This window comes from Oceanobacter sp. 5_MG-2023, from assembly GCF_030548165.1.
Classification (GTDB): Bacteria; Pseudomonadota; Gammaproteobacteria; order Pseudomonadales; family Oceanobacteraceae; genus Oceanobacter.
The window spans coordinates 94579-114522 of sequence record NZ_JAUORS010000006.1 but is presented as its reverse complement, the minus strand read 5'-3'; the positions used below and the strand labels follow the sequence as shown (position 1 = coordinate 114522).

The following is a 19944-nucleotide window of genomic DNA, read 5'->3' as shown; positions in this document are numbered from 1 at the left end:
CCGACTGTGTCGTCTTTGTGATAATTCTTTGTGCATTTTTGTGAGCATTGCTGGCTTTACTTGGGCAGTTATTGATAAAAGGCAATATTTTTTTCTTCCTTGACTGTTCCAGAGTGATGACAGAACGCTGGATAAACCAGTCACAACCCCGTAGTACGGTACGTATAGGCAGTCAATAGTGCTTTTTTGACCTGTTCTGATGATTTTTTGGGCGCTGGCCATGATCCGGGCGCCTGCCGACAAAATTTATTGGTTGGTTTGGCAGAGCTGGTACGGAGTTTGCGAAAGACTATGTAAAGGAGGATCTGCCCATGTACAAAATCGCTGATATCCAAGACTATCGCCAGCCCAAACCTGCCACTGCCGCCCATTGGCTGACAGGCCTGACTGAAATCATTGAAGGTCGTTACCAGGACGAAGAAAGCATCCAACGCCTGCTGATGTTGATTTCTGAACACACGGAACTGCGTAATGTATCCATTGCATTACCTGACTCCCCAAGCCGCTTTAAAGCCCAATATTGTTCCACTGGTGTCACTAATGGTGTGTACAGCTTTGCTGTCCAACATGCCTTGTGCCGTCAGTTTGAATCACGTGAATGGTTGGTCATCAAGGATGGCAGTGAGCGTCCGGAACGATTTGACCCCCAAGCCAGTGGCCTGACCTTGCAGGATCGTTGCTTGTTGGTCCCTCTGGTGCTGCGTCAGTCAGTACTGGCTGTGTTGGTGATGGACCTTCGTGGTGCAAGACTGGACAATGTCAGCCTTGAACTGGTGCACTGCCTTGGTGCTCAGATTGCTCAGATTCTGGCAACACAAGTGGTGCCTAATTTCAAGACTCTGTATGCACGTCCTTACCAGCGTGTGCAAGAAGATGAACTGAGTGATATTCACGCAGCCATCGATAAGTGCAACGGCAACAAGACCATGGCTGCAAAAGTGCTGGGATTGACGCCACGGCAATTACGTTATCGCTTGTCCAAACTGAGTGAAGAAACGACGTCCTCGATGAGTGCTTCAGAAGTCACTCATTAAGCATTGGTTATATCCATTCTGTATGCGGGTCTCCGGCCCGTCGTTGATACTGGGGTGACTGGTATCTGCGACGGGCAGTCTGCTCGTATTGGCTGACCAGCCTGTCTCTTTTCCCCGCATGACCCATAACCCGCCTGTCATTCGTTTGTTATCCGGCTTGTTATCCTGTTCGCTGTTTTTGGTTGCTCGATAAACTATTGCTTCTTTTGGGTAAGTTCCATTTCCATTTCCCTTTCCCGGTTGGGTCGCCCTGATTTCAGGCTGTTGTTCAGGCGTTCTGAGCCGGAGGATGACGTGGAGGGCTGGTTTGGAGAGCTGACGTTTGGTGGAGTGATATGGGGCTTTATTGGCTTCATCAAAGTGTCACGGTGGTGCTGGCACACTGGTTGAATTTAGCCAGAGTGCCAGACCCGTATGGCTCCACTTCGTATCAGTATTGTTACCGAAACCTATGTGCCCGATGTTAACGGTGTCGCTAATTCCCTGCGCCAGTTGATTAATGCGCTGGACCCTCGTCACTTTCAGGTACAGCTGATTCGTACTCGGCCGCGCTCGACATGGCGTCCAGAAGTGGAAGAAGTCTGGTGCCGTGGTTTGACCATTCCAATGTACCCGGATTTACAGATTGGCTGGCCAGCCCGGGGAGATATTCGGGCGGCCTGGGATCGCTTTCAGCCGGAATTTGTCTTTATTGCCACCGAAGGCCCGCTGGGCAACTCGGCATTGAATTTGGCCACCGAGCGCGGCATTCCGGTGTTGAGTGCGTTTCATACCAACTTTCATCGTTACAGTAGTTATTATGGCTTGGGCTGGATTCGAACCCTGACGCTGAACTGGCTGCGCCGCTTCCATAACCGTACCGCCGGAACCCTGGTTCCTTCCGAAGAAGTCGCCGGGTTTTTATGTAAATCCAGCTTTCATAACGTTCAGGTATTGCCTCACGGGGTCAATTGTCATCTGTTCCATCCGCGGCGGCGTAGTATCAGTCTCAGGCAGTCCTGGCAGGTCAAGGACAGTGACCGGGTGATGCTGTATGTCGGACGTATTGCGGCAGAGAAAAATATCCCGCTCGCCATTGCGGCTTATGACCAGTTACGGGTGACCCGACCAGATCTGAAACTGGTGATGGTGGGGGATGGCCCGATGCGTGGTGATATTCAGGCCAGCCATCCCGATGTGATTTTTGCCGGCGTGCAAACGGGCGAGGCACTGGCCCGGCATTTTGCTTCCGCTGATCTGTTTGTCTTTCCCAGTGTCACGGAGACGTTTGGTCTGGTAACGCTGGAGGCCATGGCCAGTGGCTTGCCAGTGGCTGCATTTGATATGGCAGCTGCCCATATGCATATTCAGTCCGGTGTTAACGGTTCGTTGGCTCCGGTTGAAGAGAAGCCGGATATTGCCGAGCGGATGTTTGTCTCTGCCGCCGAGGCATTATTGGAGAGTGATCTGGTTGAGCAGGGCAAGGCGGCACGAGTGACGGCAGAACAGCTAAGCTGGGAGTGTGTGGCTGGTCAGTTTAGCCGTTATATAGATCGTGAGTTGGATCAGCCGATTGTTCAAATCGAAACAAAATACAAAACAATGGTATGAGCGTTGCAGTAAAATCCCTAGTACCAACTTGGGGGGAACCACATGGTTGAATTCAACCGCAACAATATCGCACTACTACAAAAAATAAAGCGATTAGCGAAAGATGAGCAGGGCTGCATAATTCACTATGATTCGCCTTCCTTGGAAGATGACCTCAGAACCCTTGTAAAAAGCGGCGTGAGCCATGATTTACTTGAGATGATTGAGATGTTTTTGCCGACCCAGGCACCAAAAACCAAGCCGATTATGGACAGAACGTACCGCGGTGCGACGGCCATGATTGATGATCGGGAGCGGATCGGGCCGTCTACCCGGGTCTATCGGGGGCGAATTATCTCTAATTAGTTTGTTATCAATGTGTTGTTTTTTGGTGCGATATTGAACTCGTTTTGAAAAATCTGTGAATTGCTGGTGCAGATGACCTGAATTAACCTTGCAGTGGCGTTCGGTAATCCAGAAAGATAACGATCAATAAGCATGACAGACAGCACCTTGTGCAAGGATGCCACGCAAGACCTGTCATTTTTCAGCAGCCAGCGCCTGTGGGCGCTGGTTTGCTCGACCCTAATAAGATCTTTGGGAAACAGGGATCTTCGTCCGGATAACGTCCCTGCCCCTGTTTCTGCCGGTGATGACCTGATCATCGGAATAACCGTCTCCCTGAAATCCTGCCTCCTGTTTCAGCGCAATAAGCAAGCCAGCCAATAACTGATCTTATGTCGCTTTTGATGCATATCAAGCGTAGCAACGGTTATAAAGAGCGGCTGAAAAACGGCTTGATGTGAGTCAATTTGACACAGGTGTGGACTGTTACATTGCCCTCAACACGTCAAACGCAAGACCGACTAAGAGTGAGGAATCCCACTATGTTTATGGACGAAGTTGTTTTTGCCGGATTAGTGATTGTCGGACTGACCTGCGTATTTTTTGTAGGTGTATATGCGGCTATCCGTAAGGACATCAAAAAACACGGCTCTGGAGAATAAGAGCCGGTTTTATTATTTTCTGCGCTGAGTACCCTTGCCTCGGGCCCGACCAGTTTGGTCGTGGCCCTTTTTTTTGTGGCTTGTGATCTGCTGCGCGTGACGGCAATGTGAATGGTGCTCAGTCGAGTTGATGAGCACCGAGTATGACGGGGTTGTTGATCTGCAGGTTTTCCAACCTGATCAGCAAGTCCTGCAAGGGCTCTCCTTCCGGTACCGGGCCGATACGTACCTTATGGAGTGGTTTGCCATTCAGATTGCCCTGATGTACCTCCACAGGCCACGACAGTGGCTTCAGCGCCTGACTCAGGCTTTGCTGCTGCCGCCTGGCGTTGGACTGGTCGGACAGGGCTGACACCTGTATCCAGTGTACCTTGTCGGGGTAAGGCTGGGTCAGCAGTTCGACCGTGACCGGGGCGGTGCCGGATACATCCAGGCCCACTTTGTGGGCAGCGGCATACGACAGGTCAATAATACGGCCTTCATGAAATGGCCCGCGATCATTGACCCGTACCACCACACTTTTGCCGTTGTCTTGACGGGTTACCCGCACATAGCTGGGTAACGGCAAGGTTTTGTGGGCCGCGGTAAATTGATAAACATCGTAAATTTCACCGTTGGAGGTAGCGTGGCCATGGAATTTCATGCCGTACCAGGAGGCGATGCCTGTCTGCCGGAATGACGTTGGTTGATCCAGTACTTGATAGCGTTGTCCCAGCACCTGATACGTTGGGCCGTTACCCGTCACACTGAGTGGTTCCCGTGTGGGGGTGGGCTCCTCTATGGTGGATAAATCCGGTGGTTCTGGAGGACTGAAGTCTTCCTTGTGCTGGTAACGCGAGCTGCAGGCGCTGAGTAGCAGCGCCATGATCAGCCAAAAGCCGGTCTTCACTGTTTCAGCGCCTCACTCAACTGATAAACCGCCATGGCATACAGACGGCTATGGTTATAGCGGGTAATCACGTAATAGTTATAGTGGGCCAGCCAGAACTCGGCTCCTTGCTTGCCAATCAGTTTGACCAGGCTGGCAGGGTCTTCGGCATTTGCTGGCTCGATGGTGGAAACTCCCATGGCTGCCAGTTTTGCGACAGTCCATTTGGGCTTCAGGTTGTCATTAACGGCTTGCTGGTACTGGTTGCCGCTGACGCGGGCGCGTTGTACCACCGGCTCGTGTGCTCGCCAGCCATGGACGTTGAAATAGTTGGCGACGCTGTTAATGGCATCCGCTGGGTTAGCCCATAAATCTCGCTGGCCATCACCATCGCCATCAACGGCATACGCGAGAAAACTGGTCGGAATAAACTGACCGTAGCCCATGGCGCCGGCGTAAGAGCCCTTGACGGTTGCGGGATCAAGATTTTCTTCTTTGGCCAGTGAGAAAAAGGCTTTTAATTCGCGCCAGAAGATCGGCCGTTTAGGGTAGTCGAATGCCAGTGTGGCCAGTGAATCCAGTACCCGGTAGCTACCCTGACGACTGCCGTAGAACGTTTCCACACCGATGATGGCAGTGATGATTTCTTTGGGAATGCCGTACTTCTGTTCTGCCGCCGCCAACAGCCCGGCATGTTTTGCCATAAAGGCCTTGCCGCCTTCAATGCGCTTGCTGGTGAGGAAAATATCCTGATAGCTATCCCATTCGAGGGTTTTTTCTGCCGGACGAGCGATGGCTTCCAGTACCGAGTCGAGTTTTTTCGATTCTGCCAGCCAACGCCTGGTTTCTGCAGGAGGGATTTGATATTCCTTTTCCAGCTCGGCCGCAAACTCATTAAAGCGAGAGTGCTGGTCGTAACCGGCATATGCCAGCGCTGAGCCACTAAGACTGATAACCAGGCAAGTCTTTGCCAGTTGACGTGTAAGTCTGGTCATACTGATTCCCTGTTAAGTATTTTGATTAACGTTTTTGATGTATTGCCATGGACATGATCAGGCCAAAGGCTGTCATCAGGCTGACGACTGACGTTCCACCATAGCTGACCAGTGGTAGTGGAACACCTACCACAGGTAAAATTCCGCTAACCATACCGATGTTCACAAATACATAGATAAAAAAGGTAACGGACAAGCTGCCCGCCAGCAGGCGGCCAAACAAGGTCTCGCTACGGCTGCTAAGCACCAGACAGCGGAATATGATCAGGAAGTACAGCACCAGTAGCAGCAATACGCCAATCAGACCCAGTTCTTCTGCCAGTACGGCAATAATAAAATCGGTATGACTCTCTGGCAGAAATTCCAGTTGTGACTGGGTACCCTGCATAAAGCCTTTGCCTTCAATGCCGCCGGAGCCAATGGCGGTTTTTGACTGAATGATATTCCAGCCAGACCCCAGTGGGTCACTTTCCGGGTTCAGGAAGGTCAGCACCCGTTGTTTTTGATAGTCGTGCATAACAAAAAACCACATCAGTGGGGCACAGGCTGAGACGATAGCAATCAGGGAACCAATCAGCTTCCAGGCCATACCGGCAAAAAACAGCACCAGTAGACCAGACGCTGAGATCAACAGTGAAGTACCCAGGTCGGGCTGTTTCAGGATCAGTATCGTCGGGATAACAATTAGCCCGCTGGCCTTGAGCAAGTCGGTGATATGCGGCGGCACCGGTCGCCGGGCCATATACCAGGCCACGGTGAGTGGCAGAATCAGCTTGACCAGTTCCGATGGCTGGAAGCGGGGCAGCCCGGGCAGGGCCAGCCAGCGTTGCGCGCCCTTGGCCCCTACACCGGCAATCAGCACGCTGATCAAGGCAACCAGAGCCAACAGATAAGCCCAGGGCGCAATCATTTGATAAAAGCGAGGGGGCAGCTGTGCTGCCAGCCCCATGCCAAGCAAACCAATGCCCATATGCACGGCCTGACGTACCAGCATATGCGTATCTCGGCCACTGCCGGTATACAGTATCAGTAAGCCAGCCAGGCACAGTACCAGTAGCAGTATCACCAGCAGCAAATCCAGATGAATGCGGGTGAATAATGCTTTACCACGATCAAATCCCGGGTGTATGCCGCTACCCAGTGTGCGGGTGAAGTCGGAATTGCTCATTCGCCAGTGCTTCCGCTGAGGTAAAGATTAATAACTGATTGAGCAATGGGTGCTGCGGTACGGCCCGCTGATTCGCCGTTTTCGACCACCACGGCAATCGCAATCTGCGGATCTTCAACCGGCGCAAAGGCGATAAACAGAGCGTGATCACGCAAGCGCTCGCGCAGGGCGTCGGAGTCGTATTCTTCATCTTGCTTGATGCCGACAACCTGGGCAGTACCGGTTTTGCCTGCGATGGAAAACTCCAGGTGTTTTTGCAGCACGCGAGCAGTGCCATGAGGGCTGGAGATCACTTTGCGCATGGCTTCAAACATATGATCCCAGTTGTCTTCGTTGTTCAGTTTGATGTCCTGGGCCTCACTTTCATCAATCGCTTCATGCTGACCGCTGTGGGCAGAGAGCAGACGGGGAGCGACCCACTTGCCGCGATTGGCCATTAACGCTGTGGCAGTGGCCAGTTGCAAGGGGGTGACCTGCATATAGCCCTGGCCAATGCCCAGGTTGACGGTATCACCGGCGTACCAGCTGGCTTTGTAGTGTTTGCGTTTCCATTCACGGCCGGGCAGCAGCCCGGAGAAGGCGTTATCAACATCTATCGCCAGGTTCTGGCCAAAGCCGAACTGCGCCAAAAAAGGGTCAAGCTTGTCAATTCCCGCGCGGACGGCGGCATCATAAAAATAGACATCGCAGGATTCGACGATAGCGCGTTCCAGATTGACTTCGCCATGACCCTGGCGTTTCCAGTCCCGGTAGACCCGGGAGCTGTTTTCCAGCATAAAGCTGCCGGTATCAAAAATAGTACGGCTCCAGCTGGTCACACCGAGGTCGGTGACGCCGATACCAATAAAGGGTTTCAGGGTGGATGCCGGTGGATAGCGGCCCCGTATGGCCCGGTCGAACAGGGGTAAATCCGGATTGTCACGCAAGGCATTATAGTCGGTATGGGATATACCGGTAACAAACAGGTTGGGGTCAAAGCCCGGGTTACTGTAGAGGCTGAGAATCCCCCCGGTTTTGACTTCAATAGCCACCAGAGCGCCCCGGTGATTGGCCAGTTGTTGCTGGGCCAGCCGTTGCAGGCGGCTGTCGAGGTGCAGGGTCAGGTCTTGTCCGGGGGTCGGGTCTGACTGCTCCAATACCCGTAAAATACGGCCGCGGGCGTTGGTTTCCACTTTTTGATAGCCGGGTTCGCCATGCAGGTCACTTTCATAACGCTTTTCAATACCTTGTTTGCCAATGTATTGGGTGGCGCTGTAGCGGCGTTTGGTATCGATATCGGTATCCAGGTGATTTTGTTCCCGCTGGTTGATACGTCCGACGTAACCCAGTACATGGGCAAAGGTTTCCCCTTGTGGATAATGACGCACCAGCTGGGCTTCGACATCGACACCGGGCAGGTAAACCCGGTTGACCATGACCTTGGCAATTTCAACTTCGGTCAGTTGATGACGTAAAACAACGGGTTCGTAGGGTCGACGACGCAGTTCCAGACGTCGTTCGAGCTGTTCCCTGTCCCGTTCTGAAATACCGATCATATCGTCGATAAAATTCAGAGTATCTTCCATATTACGAACGCGTTCAGGCACCAGCGTCAGGCTGTATGAGGGTACGTTTTCTGCCAGCAATTCCCCATTGCGGTCATAAATCAGACCACGCTTGGGAGGCAGCGGCTGGATCTTGATACGGTTGTTTTCGGATAGATTCTGGTATTTTTCGTAGAGGGTGATTTGCAAATAGGCCATACGCCAGACGAGCACGCCCAGCAAGGCAAAGATAATCAGGCCCAGAATCGCGGCACGAGAACGAAACAGCTTTACTTCAGCTGATTTATCCCGGAAGGAGTGCTCCCACATGCAGGCCTCATTTGTGGTAAGGATGGCCCTGCAACAGGGTCCAGGCTCGATATATCTGCTCAGCCACCACCACGCGTACCAGAGGGTGCGGCAAGGTCAGGCTGGATAGTGACCAGCGTTGTTTTGCCTGCGCCAGCAGCGTTGGGGCTATGCCATCAGGGCCACCAATCACCAGAGCCACATCGTGACCGTCCATGCGCCATTGCGACAGATGACCGGAGAGCTGTTCTGTTGACCAGGGTTTACCAAGGACATCCAGTACAACCAGATGTTCCTGTGGCCGTATTGCCTTTAGCAAGGCAGCAGCTTCCTGCTGCATGGCTTTTTCCTTTCTGCTGCTTTTACTGCGGTGACCCGGGCTGATTTCCACCAGTTCCAGGGCGCAGTCGGCAGGTAGCCGTTTGGCGTATTCCTGATAGCCGTCTGTCACCCAGGCGGGCATTTTCTGACCGACCGCCAGCAGCCGGATTTTCATTCCGCTGCATGACCCTTGCTGGATGAGTCGGCAGGTTCACCCCAGAGTCGCTCGAGGTCATAGAAGTGGCGTGACTGGTCGGTCATGACATGCACGACGACGTCGATCAGGTCGATCAGTACCCAGTCAGCGACGGCACGACCTTCGGTGCCATTGGGGCGCAGGCCGGCATGCTTGGCTTTTTCTTCAACATGGCCTGCGACGGCGGTAACGTGGCGATTGGATGTCCCGGTGGCAATGACCATCCAGTCGGTGACAGAAGTGCGGCCACGTACGTCCAGAATAGTGATGTCTCTGGCTTTCATATCGTCCAGGGAATCGACGACCAGGTTTTTGATTTGCTCAGTTTGCATTCGCTACTTATCGGTAAAGTTGGTGTTGAGTGAGATAGTCCAGTACAGGGTCTGGAGTAAGGAACCGGACATTCTCGCCTTCGGCAATGCCTCGACGCAAGCCCGATGCTGAAATATCCAGCCCGGGCCAGGCCTGTTGGCAGATACGACCTGCAGGACTGGCTAACAGGTCAGTAATGGAAGCCTGTCGTGCCAGCCACTGTTGTTGTTGCCATGGGGCAACGGGCTGGCGTTCTCCGGGACGACTGATGACCATCAGATTGGCGAGATCAAGGATGTCGTCACAGCGGTGCCAGCGGTCAAAACTGAGCCAGGCATCGGTGCCCATTGCCCAGGTAAAACTGATGGCCGGATAAAGGGTACGCAGCCATTCCAGGGTAATGACACTGTAGCTGCATTCCGGGCGTTGTAATTCAATATCGCTGACTTCGACACCATCCAGGTCGCTGGTAGCGAGATTCAGCATGGCCAGGCGCTGGCTTGATGACGCCCGGGGGGACGGCCGGTGTGGCGGAATACGGTTAGGCATCAGCAGCACCCGCTCAAAACCGGCGTCGCGTAATTGCAAGGCGATACGCAAGTGACCGATATGAACCGGGTCAAAGGTACCGCCCAGAATAGCCCAGGGAGCAGCCCGTGCGGCTGCCACGGTTGAGCTCATTATTTGCGTACTTCGCCGTTACCAAACACAACGTATTTCTGTGAGGTCAGACCATCCAGTCCGACCGGGCCACGGGCATGAATCTTGTCGGTAGAGATACCGATTTCTGCTCCCAGGCCGTATTCAAAGCCGTCGGCAAAACGGGTTGAGGCATTGATCATCACCGAGCTGGAATCGACTTCGGTGAGGAACTGGCGCGCCAGGGTGTAGTTCTCGGTGACAATACTGTCGGTATGGTGCGAACCGTGGCGATTGATATGTTCAATGGCAGCCTCAATGCTGTCGACTACCTTGATCGACAGAATCGGTGCCAGGTACTCGGTATCCCAGTCTGCAGCGGTGGCGGCTGTTATGCCATGAAGAATATCGCGGCTGCGGTCGCAGCCACGTAATTCAACGTCCAGGGCAGCATAGGCTTCTCCCAGCGCTGGCAGTAACTCATTGGCGACATCCTGATGCACTAACAGGGTTTCCATGGTGTTGCAGGTGCCGTAACGGTGGGTTTTGGCATTAACGGCGATATTCAGTGCCTTGGTCTGGTCGGCAAAGCGATCGAGATACACATGGCAGATGCCGTCGAGGTGTTTGATAACCGGGACCCTGGCGTCTTTGCTGACGCGTTCAATCAGCCCTTTGCCACCACGAGGTACAATAACGTCGACAAATTCTGGCAGGGTGATCAAGTGGCCAACAGCGGCACGGTCGGTGGTTTCCACTACCTGCACGGCGGTTTCAGGTAATCCGGCAGCGGCCAAACCGGTGCGAATACAGGTTGCCAGCATCTGGTTGCTGGCAATGGACTCCGAGCCACCCCGTAAAATGGTGGCATTGCCGGACTTGAGACACAGGCTGGCGGCTTCGATGGTTACGTTCGGGCGGCTTTCGTAAATAATGCCGATGACACCCAGAGGCACACGCATCTTGCCAACCTGAATGCCGCTGGGGCGGTATTTCATATCGGTGATCTCACCCACCGGGTCTGGCAGGGTGGCGACCTGATGCAGGCCTTCAATCATGGTGTCAATACGGGCGTCGGTCAGTTCCAGGCGATCGAGCAGGGCAGCATCCAGGCCTTTGGCCCGACCGTTTTCAAGGTCGGTGGCATTGGCTTGATAGAGGTCGCTACGTTGCTGGCTGATGGCATCGGCGATGGCCAGCAAGGCTTTGTTTTTGTCCTGGGTTGAGGCTCTGGCCATGGCTGTTGCAGCAGCACGTGCCTGTTGGCCCAGCGTTATCATGTATTGGTTTACATCCATCGATTACACCCGATCGGTCGGAAACAGATAAAGTTGGCTAGTATACACTACCCACCTGCGGATTAACCCGGTAATTACGTTCGGGGGCAGGGTATTGCGGTTACCCGGCACCGGGGTGATGCGGCGTTTTCCTGTCAAGGTACTGGCCGACGAATCCCAATGACAAAGGCTTTCTGATGCTCACAGGCAAGAACAATACGTATTTTTTACGACAGCAAGAGTTACGGCTGACGGCTTTCTATTGTCTGCTGATGGCCGTATGCCTGGCGGCGCTGTCCTGGATTGATTGGCGACACCAACATGTTGGAGAGACGATTGCCACTTTATTGCTCGGTTGCCTGCTGAGTATTTATGCCCGTTATCTGCTGTTGCATGACAAACCCTATCGACGTCGCTGGCCTGAATGGTTGGTCGTGACACTACTGGTGCTGATGGCCTTGCGGGAGATGACCATTGGCCTGGACACCGTACATATTGGTTTCTGGGTGCCGTTCTATCTGGTGTTTGCGTTTCGATGGCAGTATGCCATTTGGATGATGCTGGCTTTTTCGGTGTTATTTCTGTGTCTGGCCGCCTGTTTGGATATCCTGTTGCGAGCACAGGTTATGACAACCTATATCGTGAGTGTGGCGGTCGCCGCTGCAATTGGCTGGATGAATGAATCCGGTACTATCCGGTTGCGCGAAGAAGTCGGGGCGGATCCACGTACCGGTGCCTATCGGGAGGATCAACTGCTGATCGATCTGGCCCGTGAAATCCCCCGCGCGGATCGTCATTCATCCCGGCTGCTGTTGGCCCTGGTGCTGGTGCCGGGTACTTGGCGTCAACTGGGGAACGAGGCGTTTGAAGATCGTATCCAACAACTGGGAACGCATTTGCAACAGGGGGTACAGTCTTTTCATATGTTGTATCGATTGGAATCGGATGATTTTCTGGTGTTGATGCCTTATGGCACTCCGGATGACTTCCGCTTGATCGAACAGCAACTGGACCCTGTTGCCAGGGCGGGTGAGCAGCCTCTGGATATTGTCGCTATTCATTATCAGCCAGACGACGATGTGGACAGCTTGGTCGTACGGATCAGGGAGGCTTGTCATGATGATCATGCTTGATAATCACCATCGTGGCCCGGTGTTGCGGTCGGGCTTGTTTGTCTTGACGGCACTGCTGATGAGCTGGGTGGTATGGGAGCAGTTCCAGCTGGGTCTGTACGATACCGTGCTGATGAGTTTCTGTGTGATTCCGATGCTCTTGCTGGCGGCAGCGATTATCTGGCTGCAGCGGGATTGCAGCCATCATGATTGGCTGGCGCTGCCGGTACTGGTGCTGGTAGTGGCACCCGGTTTTATCCAGATCGAACCCAGCATGGCGTTATCTCTGAACTATCTGTTGATGATGCCGTTTCTCAGCTATTTTTGCCTGCGTCGTACCCTCAGCCATATTTATAACATCGGTATGATTATCGCCCTCTGGTGGACTGTCATGATGGCTGCGGATGTGCTGGTGGCAACCCGGGCAGCACTGGTTTACACCATGGTGGCGGCGTCGGTTGCCTGTTATGGCTTGTTGATCCAGCACCGCTTGCTGATGGTGGCTTCACTGACATTAAATGATGGTGAATCCGGGGCCTATAATGCCGGTCATTTTTCGCTGGTAGCGGAGCGGGAAGTGGCTCGCAGCGAGCGTGCCAAGCGGCCATTGGCGTTGATTGGTTTCAGTCTTGAAGATTTTTCCCAGTTGTGTGACTTGCATGGACAGCACGCCGTCAGTCAGTTTTTGCCGCAGTTTGTTGAAGGGATTCGTAATGAAGTGCGGGCCGGGGATGAGATTTTCCGTATCCGGGATGAGCTGTTTATCTTGCTACTGCCAGACTGTGCGGAAGATGGTGCTATCGTCCTGATGGAACGTATGCGTCGACAGATGGAGCGGCAGCCGTGGCCAATACTGGGTGAGGTATCCTTGCTGACCACCACTGTGGCATTGGTGGCCGGGGATACGTGCCAGGACGTTGAGCGGCGTTTGCTCGCCCGCCTGGCCAAGCAGAAGCGCGCCAGCCTGCAGGCGGCCGCTTTCTGAACCCCGCCAAGCGGCTGGCAGGGTTGGCCTGGGGTCAGAGCTGATTATTTACCCGGGCGGTTTTCCAGATAGCGGATGGTTTTGTTGGCTTCGTTGAGCTGATAGCTGAGATCTGCCGCCTGTTGCCGTAATGTCTTGGCTGCTTCCTGTTCTTGCTGATGCTGACTGAGCAGTTCCGTCAGACTGGTTTCAGCGTCTTTTACCTGTTGCTGCCAGCGACGACTGAGCCAAAAACCTACTCCTCCGCCGCCAATGATAAATCCGGCCAGCAGCGCCAATACGATCAGCATACCTTGTCTCCTGTGAGTGCCTGTGCAATGGCTGGCTATCATACCTGCTTGTTGTGAGTGTCGCAGAAGGATCTGCTGCCAGCACGGCAAGATCCTGCCATTTGCCTCACCATGACAACCGGCCATTCGGCAGAATCTGCTACACTGGCGACCGTTTTTGCATTTTTTAGAGGACAACGAGTGACCATTACTGATCTGGTAAGCCAGCGCGGCGCTAGCCTGCGTGTATTTGATATGGGCCGCCGTATTCAACCACTGGACACTGCGCTGTTTGAAGAAATTGAGCAGCAGAGGCGCAGTTATCCGGTGCCGTATCTCAAGCATGCCTGGCTGGCATTATTGAGCTGGCACCCTGAGCAACCGGGGCAGCATGCTATCTGGTTCCTGAAACTGCCGCTGGATGAACAAAACCTGCTGGATGCGCCGGCCCGTGATGGCTTTGTCCGTTATATCGCCCAGCGTCTGGCCGCCGGGGACAGCAGCAATGATAAAGGTGAAGCACCGTTCAGCTTCAAGCCGGATGCCCATCGAATGGCGTATTTTCATGCGCTGGCCGCGCGCGAGCTGGGGGCACCGGACAGTCGCTTTTACGCCACTACCCGGGGTTATCTGGCCGGAGATATGGGCTGGGAAAACTGGCAACAACTGGGCTTGCAGGGGCTGGCTGAAGTCGTTGCCGGTTATCAGCAAGACAATAACCAGGCGTTGCTGACGCGGGCTCTGCCATACCTGCCCAAGGTGCCGTTGAATGTGATACTCGGGTTTATGGAAAATATTTCGCCAGGGCAGGTGTTGACCAGTGCGGTCAATGACCGGCTTGCCAGTGTGATTGCCGCAGAACCGGATGCCAATGATCTCGCCGCGTTTGCCCGGGCTCTGTCTCACAGCGAAAATATTGAACAACGCCGACTGTTGCTACACGCGCTGCTGGCGCATCCCGCTGCCCGTTCTGTCGAGGTGCTGGCGGCGGTTTCCAGCCGTTGCTGGGCAGATCTGGAAGGAGAATTGCTGCTGGCGTTTCTGGAAACCCTGGCCGTTAATGAACAAGGGCAGGACACGTTTAACGCGCTGGTGGGGGATATGATGACCCTGCCCGGTATGCGGCAGCGGATGATGGCGGCTTTTTCATCGGATCAACACAGTCCGTCACTGGATCAGGGGATTACCCGTCTGTTAGGGATGGTCAGAGGACAAGCTCAATGACGCCGGATTCTCCCTGCCCTTGTGGCCGCATGTTGGCAGCATCTTCGGTGGTGAATTATGGCGACTGCTGCCAGCCATTACATCTGGGGCAGCCAGCCGCCAGCGCAGAAGCGTTGATGCGATCGCGTTACAGTGCGTTTGTGCTGGAGCTGGAAGATTATCTGCAGGCCAGCTGGCATCCAGACACCCGGCCAGACGGCCCGGTATGTGAAGCCTCCATGCGCTGGTACGGGCTGGACATTGAGAGCGCCGATGAGCTGGGTGATCCGGCGACGGTGTGTTTTACCGCGACCTTTCGCGCGTATGGCCGCTGGCAAACGCTGCATGAATGCTCACGCTTTGTTAAACAGGGTGAGCACTGGCGTTATTACGATGGCGAGGCCGAGTGGCAGCAATTGCAGCCGGGCCGTAATGACCCTTGCCCTTGTGGATCAGGGAAAAAATTCAAAAAATGTTGTGCCTGAAGCGAAGCACCTTGACCTCGGCGGGGAGCTTGGCAACTCAGTCCCTTTGCCTGCCCTGGCTGGGGCCTTTCAGCACCATGCCGACGGTCATGGCCAGTGCTCCTGCGGTCGCAATCAGCAGGCTGATATTGATGATCAGGGTGTGGCGGGCGTAATACGTCGTGATGGGTTCGGCGCTGGCAATACAGCTGCCAAGCTCGGGTGAATAAGTCAGCCCTTGCTGCTGGCACTCGGTAATGGCGGACAAGTCCAGTCCATAGACAATCAGCAGTGCAACGGCAGGCAGCACACAGAGCAGAGTGCCATAGCGAAGCAGTCCGGTTGGGTTAAACATAAAGGCGTATTTCCTCGAATGAGTGTTCAGTATCAGGGATGGCCGCCCGGATTCTCTGGCGGTATATGGGTTCTTTGTTTGTCAGTCGCAGTGTTATGGGGATTGACCGGCGGCAGTCCGTCAGTACAGGCCAAGCCGGTGGGCTCTGCGGCTGTTTCCACCGACCAGAATGAGGAAACGGCTGCCAGCGCGGCATTGGCGGCGATCCGACAGGATCTGGCTGCCGGGCGATTATCTCAGCCTGCGGTCTGGAACGCCATGGTACGTATCGATGAATTTCGTCGCCTCTGGCCCACCAATATGGCGGTGGTGCCACTGGCCTATCAATGGGCTGCCGCCTATCAGCAACAGGTTGAGGATTGGTTGGCTCAGGGAGAGCTGGCGGCGGCGGCGATGGCACTTGAGCAGCTATGGACGCTGGTGCCACTCAGTAACGGCCTGGACCGGTTACAGCACCGGCTGGACCGGGCACTGTTACTGCAAGGACAAACCCCTCCGGCGTTTATGGCCCCCGGTTATCCGCTGTCAACGGCTGGCGAAGAGGAAACCCCGGTGGTGGTACGTCTGGATTATCGTCCGTTGGGTATGGCAGTGCATGATGAATTTCGCAGCCATTATGAAGACAATTCCCCGCCATTGGCCGAGTTTCTGCTGGATGCGAATCTGGTTGAACTGCGTGACCAGTCGATCCAGACGTTAATGGCTCCGCTGTGTCAGGCGATTGTTGATAATCAGGCATCGGTGATCGTGCATGCTGAAGATCGGGTCGATTATCGTTGGCTGACGGTCAGAATAACCCTGTGTGTTCGCCGCATTAACGAGCATTTTCGTTTACGGCACAGTTATCAACAACAGGATGGCGCTCCCATGATTTCCTTGCACCCTGCGCGGGCAGCCTCTCTGTTACCCGCTCCGGAGTGAGTTGTGACTTGACCAACCGAATTGGCCAACAGCAGGCGCGACGGCGAGTCGGTGACACCCAAGCCGTCGGCGACCCGTGTACGATCACCGACGTATCCCTATCCCTATTGTTATCCCAGTCGCTATCGTCCTGTTGCGGTATCGACGGTCAGGGCATGACGCATCAAGTGAAACAGCCAGTGTTGTTCCATGGTGCCACCCAGCAGGTGGGACCAGGGGCCAGCCCCGTAGACGGCGACGTCTTCGCCGCCATGGGTTTCTGAGTACATGGGTATCAACGCTTGCTGACGATAGTCTGGTGATTCAGCTTCGTCGGCGCTGATGGCCGGACGCGGCATGGCGACAGCGCCGGGGCCATTACGATAATTCATCGATGTGTAGTGTTCGCCATCCGCCAGACGATCAGGCTCTGGTGCCGGGTGGCCGTGATCATCATTGCCCGTTACCAGTGCTGTCATCGGGTTGCCGCGGGTCGGATAGCCTGCCAGAGTCAGTGTATGGCTATGGTCGGCGGTGACCAGCAGCAGGGTATTTTCGAGATCAACAGACTGCAGCAGCCAGTCAACCGTTTGGTGTAATTCCTCGGTTTCTTTCAGGGCGCGATAGCCATTGCCTTCATGGTGGGCGTGGTCGATGCGGCCTGCTTCAATCACCAGTACGTAACCTTCCTCGTTGTGTGACAGGCGTTGCACGGCGGCCTGGGTCATATCCAGCAAACCGGGAGTTTGGGTATCGCGATCGTCAACGTATGGCAGGTGTGAGGGAGAAAACAGCCCCAGCCACTGGCCGTGACTCAAATCGGCGGTTTGCAAGGCGTCCCGGTTGGTGAGCAAGTGATGATCCGGGCGCTGCTGCCAATCGTCCGTGAGGTTGCCGGACTGACGAGCACCGCCAGTGGCAGTGGTGTTAAATTGCGCCAGACCACCACCAAGAGCAATATCGAGATCGCTGTTGACCAGTTGGGTGGCAATGTCCTGACAGCCGGAGGTGCGGGCTTCGTCAGTCAGCTGGCTGTCGTTTTCCCAGTTGCGATCGACACTGTGGGCATACGTTGCCGCCGGGGTGGCGTGGGTCAGGCGGGTGGTGGAGACCACACCGGTACCCTTGCCTTGCGCTTGTGCCAGATCCATCAGTGTGTCGAGCGTCTGGCCTGCACCGCTGGCACAGTCTCCCCGGGTGACGTCAGGGCCGACGGACAGTACTCCGGCACGGGTTTTTGTGCCCGTGAGCAGGGCTGTAATGGTGCCTGCCGAGTCCGGTGTTTGCAGGTCGGTGTTGTAGGTTTTGACCAGAGCTGAATAGGGCAGGGTTTCGAAGCTCATGGCAAAGTCTTCGCCGTTAAGACCAAGTTGTTGGCCGCTGAAGATGCGCCCGGCCGTTAACGTGGTGATTCCCATGCCGTCACCAATGACCAGCACCAGGTTTTTGGCTCGGTGTTGATTGTCTGGCTGTTGTTGGCGCTGGTCGGCTTGTTGTTGCCCTAGGGCATACCAGTCACTGCTGCTGACCGGGCCGGGGATCAATACCTCGGTGGTGTGTTGTGGCTGGCTGTCGCTGACCGGATCGGTATTGCTGTCATGGGTCGCGCAGCTGGCCAGTGCCATGGCACTCAGGGTGGTGGTGAGCTGTGCGGCACGTTTGAGTGGGGTCATAACGGTCATATCAGTTGTCCTCCGTGACGGCCGGGGCCTGGGTGGTTAGGTGCAGTGCCCGGCTGGCGAGGTGAAACAGGCTGTTTTGTTCCAGTAGGCCGCGGAACCATTGTGATCCCGGGCCTTTGGCGTGAATCGCGACATCGTCGCTGCCATGGGTTTCGCTTTCCCGGTGGCCCAGTGCAGCCTGATGGAAGTCCGGGTGGCTGGTGTCTTCATCCTCATGCCAGTGGACTCGGCCATTCTGGCGGCCGGATTCTGTAGCGCTGACCGGATCAATATCATTGGCACCCAGGCCATTGGCATAGCCCAGCGTGGTGTAAGGGGCACCATCGCTGGCATGGGTAAGCTGGTCGTTGTGTTGCACCAGACCAAGAATATCGTTGCCACGTTGCGGGTAACCGGAGAAGGACAGCGTATGGCTGTGATCTGCGGTCACCATGATCAGGGTGTCGTTGTCATTGGTCATGCGGTCGGCAAAGGCGACAGCATCGGCCATGGCGACGGTATCAGTGAGGGCGCGATAGGCATTGCCGGCATGATGGGCATGGTCGATACGGGCACCTTCAATAATCAGGACATAGCCCCGGTCGCTGTTTTGGGTTTGCTGATGCAGGATCTGCAAGGCGGCAAAGGTCATTTCGGTGAGAGAGGGTTCGGCGCTGGTGCGGTCATGGGCGTAGGCCATATGGCTGTCGGCGAACAGGCCAAGCACCGGGGTACGAGCCTGCATGCCCATAAGGTCATTTCGGCTCAGTAGAAGTTGGCCGTCGGGATAGCGTGTGCTGAATTGCTGGGTCAGGTCGGTATCGAGACGTACGCCTTCCCGGGCTGTTGTCATAAAGTTCTTGCGGCCGCCGCCCATCGCAAGATCAAGCCCGTTGGCAAAGCCGCGGTGGATCAATTGGGCGGCAATGTCTTCGCAGCCTTGCTGGCGCGCTTCTTCAGACAGATCGCTGTCGGCTTCCCAGTCCCGTTCGGGGGTGTGGGCGTAGGTTGCTGCCGGGGTCGCGTGAGTCAGGCGGGCGGTGGTGACCACACCGGTGGCCAATCCTTGCTGGCTGGCGTATTCCAGTAATGTTGTCAGCTGGTGGGCCTGGCTGCCCTGGCAGACAGCGCGATCCTGTTCGGGGCCAATACTGAGCACTCCGGCGCGGGTTTTGACGCCGGTCATGATGGCGCTCATGGTGCCGGCGGAATCCGGGGTTTGCTGGTTGGTGTTGTAGGTCTTGACCAATCCGGAATAGGGGAAGCGCTCGAATGACAGGAAGTTTTCTTCACCACTGAAACCTTGTTGCTGGCCCTGAAAGATGCGTGCAGCGGTCAGCGTGGTGACACTCATGCCGTCGCCAAGAAACAGGATCAGGTTACGTGCACGGGTGCCGGGTGTCTCGTTGGCAAGGCGGTATTCCAGCCAGGCCTGACCCTGTTGGTAGTTGGGCTGATAGGCTGATGGGGAGGCTGCCAGCAGCGGCGGCGACGTCAATAAAGCTGCGGTAGCGAGCGTTGTGATGGCCAGCAGGCCGGAGCAGGCAAGGCGTTGCATGGGAACTTCCTGTCAGATAAAGGTTCTTGTGAACGTTGGTTTGTATTGGTCAGTGTAAATCGGGGTGCGAACTGCGCCTATAGTCTTTACTGCCTGATTGCGGCCAGCGGGGGTCTGACTGGCTCAATTATCCTGACTCAGTGACCCTGTATATCGCAGCTCTTTATGACGGCAATATGTCGTTCTCGTCTGGACTGCAAATTCTGGTGGCCGTGTTAC

At 55.1% G+C, this 19944-nt stretch carries 21 protein-coding genes; 9 read left to right on the top strand and 12 right to left on the bottom strand.

Annotated elements, in window-relative coordinates; translation table 11 throughout:
• The first annotated feature begins 311 nt into the window (after nucleotides 1-311).
• The 4 genes from Q4551_RS05980 (at nucleotide 312) to ccoM (ending at nucleotide 3610) form a co-directional block, all read left to right on the top strand.
• Entirely contained in the window at nucleotides 312-1034 is a 723-nt protein-coding gene (locus Q4551_RS05980) for a helix-turn-helix domain-containing protein (RefSeq protein ID WP_303432493.1), read from the top strand.
• 414 nt (nucleotides 1035-1448) lie between these two features.
• Nucleotides 1449-2624 carry a glycosyltransferase family 1 protein gene (locus Q4551_RS05975; protein ID WP_303432492.1) on the top strand — a complete coding sequence of 392 codons (1176 nt, stop codon included), beginning with the start codon at nucleotides 1449-1451 and terminating at the stop codon, nucleotides 2622-2624.
• 42 nt (nucleotides 2625-2666) lie between these two features.
• Nucleotides 2667-2969, top strand: a complete 303-nt coding sequence (locus Q4551_RS05970) for a hypothetical protein (protein WP_303432491.1) — start codon at nucleotides 2667-2669, stop codon at nucleotides 2967-2969.
• A gap of 521 nt (nucleotides 2970-3490) precedes the next feature.
• Nucleotides 3491-3610: a cytochrome c oxidase subunit CcoM gene (ccoM, locus tag Q4551_RS05965; RefSeq protein ID WP_303432489.1), complete on the top strand. Its 120-nt coding sequence runs from the start codon at nucleotides 3491-3493 to the stop codon at nucleotides 3608-3610.
• 118 nt (nucleotides 3611-3728) lie between these two features.
• On the opposite strand, the gene Q4551_RS05960 is transcribed toward ccoM, so the two are convergent.
• From Q4551_RS05960 to Q4551_RS05925, 8 genes are read right to left on the bottom strand one after another with little or no spacing between them, the layout of a single operon-like run.
• Nucleotides 3729-4499, bottom strand: a complete 771-nt coding sequence (locus Q4551_RS05960; RefSeq protein ID WP_303432488.1) for a septal ring lytic transglycosylase RlpA family protein — start codon at nucleotides 4497-4499, stop codon at nucleotides 3729-3731.
• Nucleotides 4496-5473: a lytic murein transglycosylase B gene (gene mltB / locus Q4551_RS05955; protein ID WP_303432487.1), complete on the bottom strand. Its 978-nt coding sequence runs from the start codon at nucleotides 5471-5473 to the stop codon at nucleotides 4496-4498. The genes Q4551_RS05960 and mltB overlap by 4 nt, the downstream gene beginning before the upstream one ends.
• Before the next feature lie 25 nt (nucleotides 5474-5498).
• On the bottom strand, nucleotides 5499-6641 hold the full coding sequence (gene rodA / locus Q4551_RS05950; protein ID WP_303432486.1) for a rod shape-determining protein RodA: 1143 nt from the start codon (nucleotides 6639-6641) through the stop codon (nucleotides 5499-5501).
• Nucleotides 6638-8494: a penicillin-binding protein 2 gene (mrdA, locus tag Q4551_RS05945; protein ID WP_303432484.1), complete on the bottom strand. Its 1857-nt coding sequence runs from the start codon at nucleotides 8492-8494 to the stop codon at nucleotides 6638-6640. The genes rodA and mrdA overlap by 4 nt, the downstream gene beginning before the upstream one ends.
• Before the next feature lie 7 nt (nucleotides 8495-8501).
• Nucleotides 8502-8969, bottom strand: coding sequence for a 23S rRNA (pseudouridine(1915)-N(3))-methyltransferase RlmH (rlmH, locus tag Q4551_RS05940; RefSeq protein ID WP_303432483.1), 468 nt, complete (start codon nucleotides 8967-8969; stop codon nucleotides 8502-8504).
• The gene (rsfS, locus tag Q4551_RS05935) at nucleotides 8966-9322 is read right to left on the bottom strand and encodes a ribosome silencing factor (protein ID WP_303432480.1); all 357 of its coding nucleotides are present in this window, start codon (nucleotides 9320-9322) and stop codon (nucleotides 8966-8968) included. Before rsfS ends, rlmH begins: the two co-directional genes overlap by 4 nt.
• A gap of 7 nt (nucleotides 9323-9329) precedes the next feature.
• Nucleotides 9330-9971 carry a nicotinate-nucleotide adenylyltransferase gene (gene nadD, locus Q4551_RS05930; protein WP_303432477.1) on the bottom strand — a complete coding sequence of 214 codons (642 nt, stop codon included), beginning with the start codon at nucleotides 9969-9971 and terminating at the stop codon, nucleotides 9330-9332.
• 11 nt (nucleotides 9972-9982) lie between these two features.
• Nucleotides 9983-11239 carry a glutamate-5-semialdehyde dehydrogenase gene (locus Q4551_RS05925; protein ID WP_303432475.1) on the bottom strand — a complete coding sequence of 419 codons (1257 nt, stop codon included), beginning with the start codon at nucleotides 11237-11239 and terminating at the stop codon, nucleotides 9983-9985.
• 176 nt (nucleotides 11240-11415) lie between these two features.
• On the opposite strand from Q4551_RS05925, the gene Q4551_RS05920 reads away from it, so the two are divergent.
• Both Q4551_RS05920 and Q4551_RS05915 read left to right on the top strand, forming a co-directional pair.
• The gene (locus Q4551_RS05920; RefSeq protein ID WP_303432473.1) at nucleotides 11416-12351 is read left to right on the top strand and encodes a hypothetical protein; all 936 of its coding nucleotides are present in this window, start codon (nucleotides 11416-11418) and stop codon (nucleotides 12349-12351) included.
• The gene (locus Q4551_RS05915) at nucleotides 12335-13315 is read left to right on the top strand and encodes a diguanylate cyclase (RefSeq protein ID WP_303432471.1); all 981 of its coding nucleotides are present in this window, start codon (nucleotides 12335-12337) and stop codon (nucleotides 13313-13315) included. The genes Q4551_RS05920 and Q4551_RS05915 overlap by 17 nt, the downstream gene beginning before the upstream one ends.
• Nucleotides 13316-13359: 44 nt before the next feature.
• Here Q4551_RS05915 and Q4551_RS05910 read toward each other — a convergent pair whose 3' ends face one another.
• The gene (locus Q4551_RS05910; protein WP_303432469.1) at nucleotides 13360-13605 is read right to left on the bottom strand and encodes a hypothetical protein; all 246 of its coding nucleotides are present in this window, start codon (nucleotides 13603-13605) and stop codon (nucleotides 13360-13362) included.
• A gap of 180 nt (nucleotides 13606-13785) precedes the next feature.
• Here Q4551_RS05910 and Q4551_RS05905 point away from each other — a divergent pair, with 180 nt between their 5' ends.
• Nucleotides 13786-14808 (top strand): DUF3549 family protein, encoded by a 1023-nt coding sequence (locus Q4551_RS05905; protein WP_303432467.1) that lies wholly within the window; start codon nucleotides 13786-13788, stop codon nucleotides 14806-14808.
• A complete protein-coding gene (locus Q4551_RS05900; RefSeq protein WP_303432465.1) occupies nucleotides 14805-15272 on the top strand; it encodes a YchJ family protein in 468 nt (155 codons plus the stop codon). Before Q4551_RS05905 ends, Q4551_RS05900 begins: the two co-directional genes overlap by 4 nt.
• Nucleotides 15273-15309: 37 nt before the next feature.
• Here the strand turns inward: Q4551_RS05900 and Q4551_RS05895 are convergent, their stop codons facing one another.
• Nucleotides 15310-15606, bottom strand: a complete 297-nt coding sequence (locus tag Q4551_RS05895) for a hypothetical protein (protein ID WP_303432463.1) — start codon at nucleotides 15604-15606, stop codon at nucleotides 15310-15312.
• A 78-nt stretch (nucleotides 15607-15684) separates the two neighbouring features.
• Here Q4551_RS05895 and Q4551_RS05890 point away from each other — a divergent pair, with 78 nt between their 5' ends.
• Nucleotides 15685-16527 carry a hypothetical protein gene (locus Q4551_RS05890; RefSeq protein WP_303432461.1) on the top strand — a complete coding sequence of 281 codons (843 nt, stop codon included), beginning with the start codon at nucleotides 15685-15687 and terminating at the stop codon, nucleotides 16525-16527.
• 122 nt (nucleotides 16528-16649) lie between these two features.
• On the opposite strand, the gene Q4551_RS05885 is transcribed toward Q4551_RS05890, so the two are convergent.
• Together Q4551_RS05885 and Q4551_RS05880 are read right to left on the bottom strand one after the other, a co-directional pair.
• Entirely contained in the window at nucleotides 16650-18188 is a 1539-nt protein-coding gene (locus Q4551_RS05885; RefSeq protein ID WP_303432458.1) for an alkaline phosphatase, read from the bottom strand.
• Between the two features lies 1 nt (nucleotide 18189).
• The gene (locus Q4551_RS05880) at nucleotides 18190-19725 is read right to left on the bottom strand and encodes an alkaline phosphatase (RefSeq protein WP_303432456.1); all 1536 of its coding nucleotides are present in this window, start codon (nucleotides 19723-19725) and stop codon (nucleotides 18190-18192) included.
• Nucleotides 19726-19944: the final 219 nt, after the last annotated feature.

Bases quoted from the DNA above. Each gene is read 5' to 3' on its own strand.
- Q4551_RS05910 (WP_303432469.1), bottom strand. From the start codon at position 13,605: ATGCTGATCGTATTGGCGCTGCTGGCCGGATTTATCATTGGCGGCGGA.
- Q4551_RS05895 (WP_303432463.1), bottom strand. From the start codon at position 15,606: ATGTTTAACCCAACCGGACTGCTTCGCTATGGCACTCTGCTCTGTGTG.
- mrdA (WP_303432484.1), bottom strand. From the start codon at position 8,494: ATGTGGGAGCACTCCTTCCGGGATAAATCAGCTGAAGTAAAGCTGTTT.
- Q4551_RS05975 (WP_303432492.1), top strand. From the start codon at position 1,449: ATGGCTCCACTTCGTATCAGTATTGTTACCGAAACCTATGTGCCCGAT.
- rsfS (WP_303432480.1), bottom strand. From the start codon at position 9,322: ATGCAAACTGAGCAAATCAAAAACCTGGTCGTCGATTCCCTGGACGAT.
- rlmH (WP_303432483.1), bottom strand. From the start codon at position 8,969: ATGAAAATCCGGCTGCTGGCGGTCGGTCAGAAAATGCCCGCCTGGGTG.
- Q4551_RS05925 (WP_303432475.1), bottom strand. From the start codon at position 11,239: ATGGATGTAAACCAATACATGATAACGCTGGGCCAACAGGCACGTGCT.
- Q4551_RS05880 (WP_303432456.1), bottom strand. From the start codon at position 19,725: ATGCAACGCCTTGCCTGCTCCGGCCTGCTGGCCATCACAACGCTCGCT.
- ccoM (WP_303432489.1), top strand. From the start codon at position 3,491: ATGTTTATGGACGAAGTTGTTTTTGCCGGATTAGTGATTGTCGGACTG.
- Q4551_RS05885 (WP_303432458.1), bottom strand. From the start codon at position 18,188: ATGACCGTTATGACCCCACTCAAACGTGCCGCACAGCTCACCACCACC.
- mltB (WP_303432487.1), bottom strand. From the start codon at position 5,473: ATGACCAGACTTACACGTCAACTGGCAAAGACTTGCCTGGTTATCAGT.
- Q4551_RS05970 (WP_303432491.1), top strand. From the start codon at position 2,667: ATGGTTGAATTCAACCGCAACAATATCGCACTACTACAAAAAATAAAG.
- Q4551_RS05920 (WP_303432473.1), top strand. From the start codon at position 11,416: ATGCTCACAGGCAAGAACAATACGTATTTTTTACGACAGCAAGAGTTA.
- Q4551_RS05915 (WP_303432471.1), top strand. From the start codon at position 12,335: ATGATGATCATGCTTGATAATCACCATCGTGGCCCGGTGTTGCGGTCG.
- Q4551_RS05980 (WP_303432493.1), top strand. From the start codon at position 312: ATGTACAAAATCGCTGATATCCAAGACTATCGCCAGCCCAAACCTGCC.
- Q4551_RS05900 (WP_303432465.1), top strand. From the start codon at position 14,805: ATGACGCCGGATTCTCCCTGCCCTTGTGGCCGCATGTTGGCAGCATCT.
- rodA (WP_303432486.1), bottom strand. From the start codon at position 6,641: ATGAGCAATTCCGACTTCACCCGCACACTGGGTAGCGGCATACACCCG.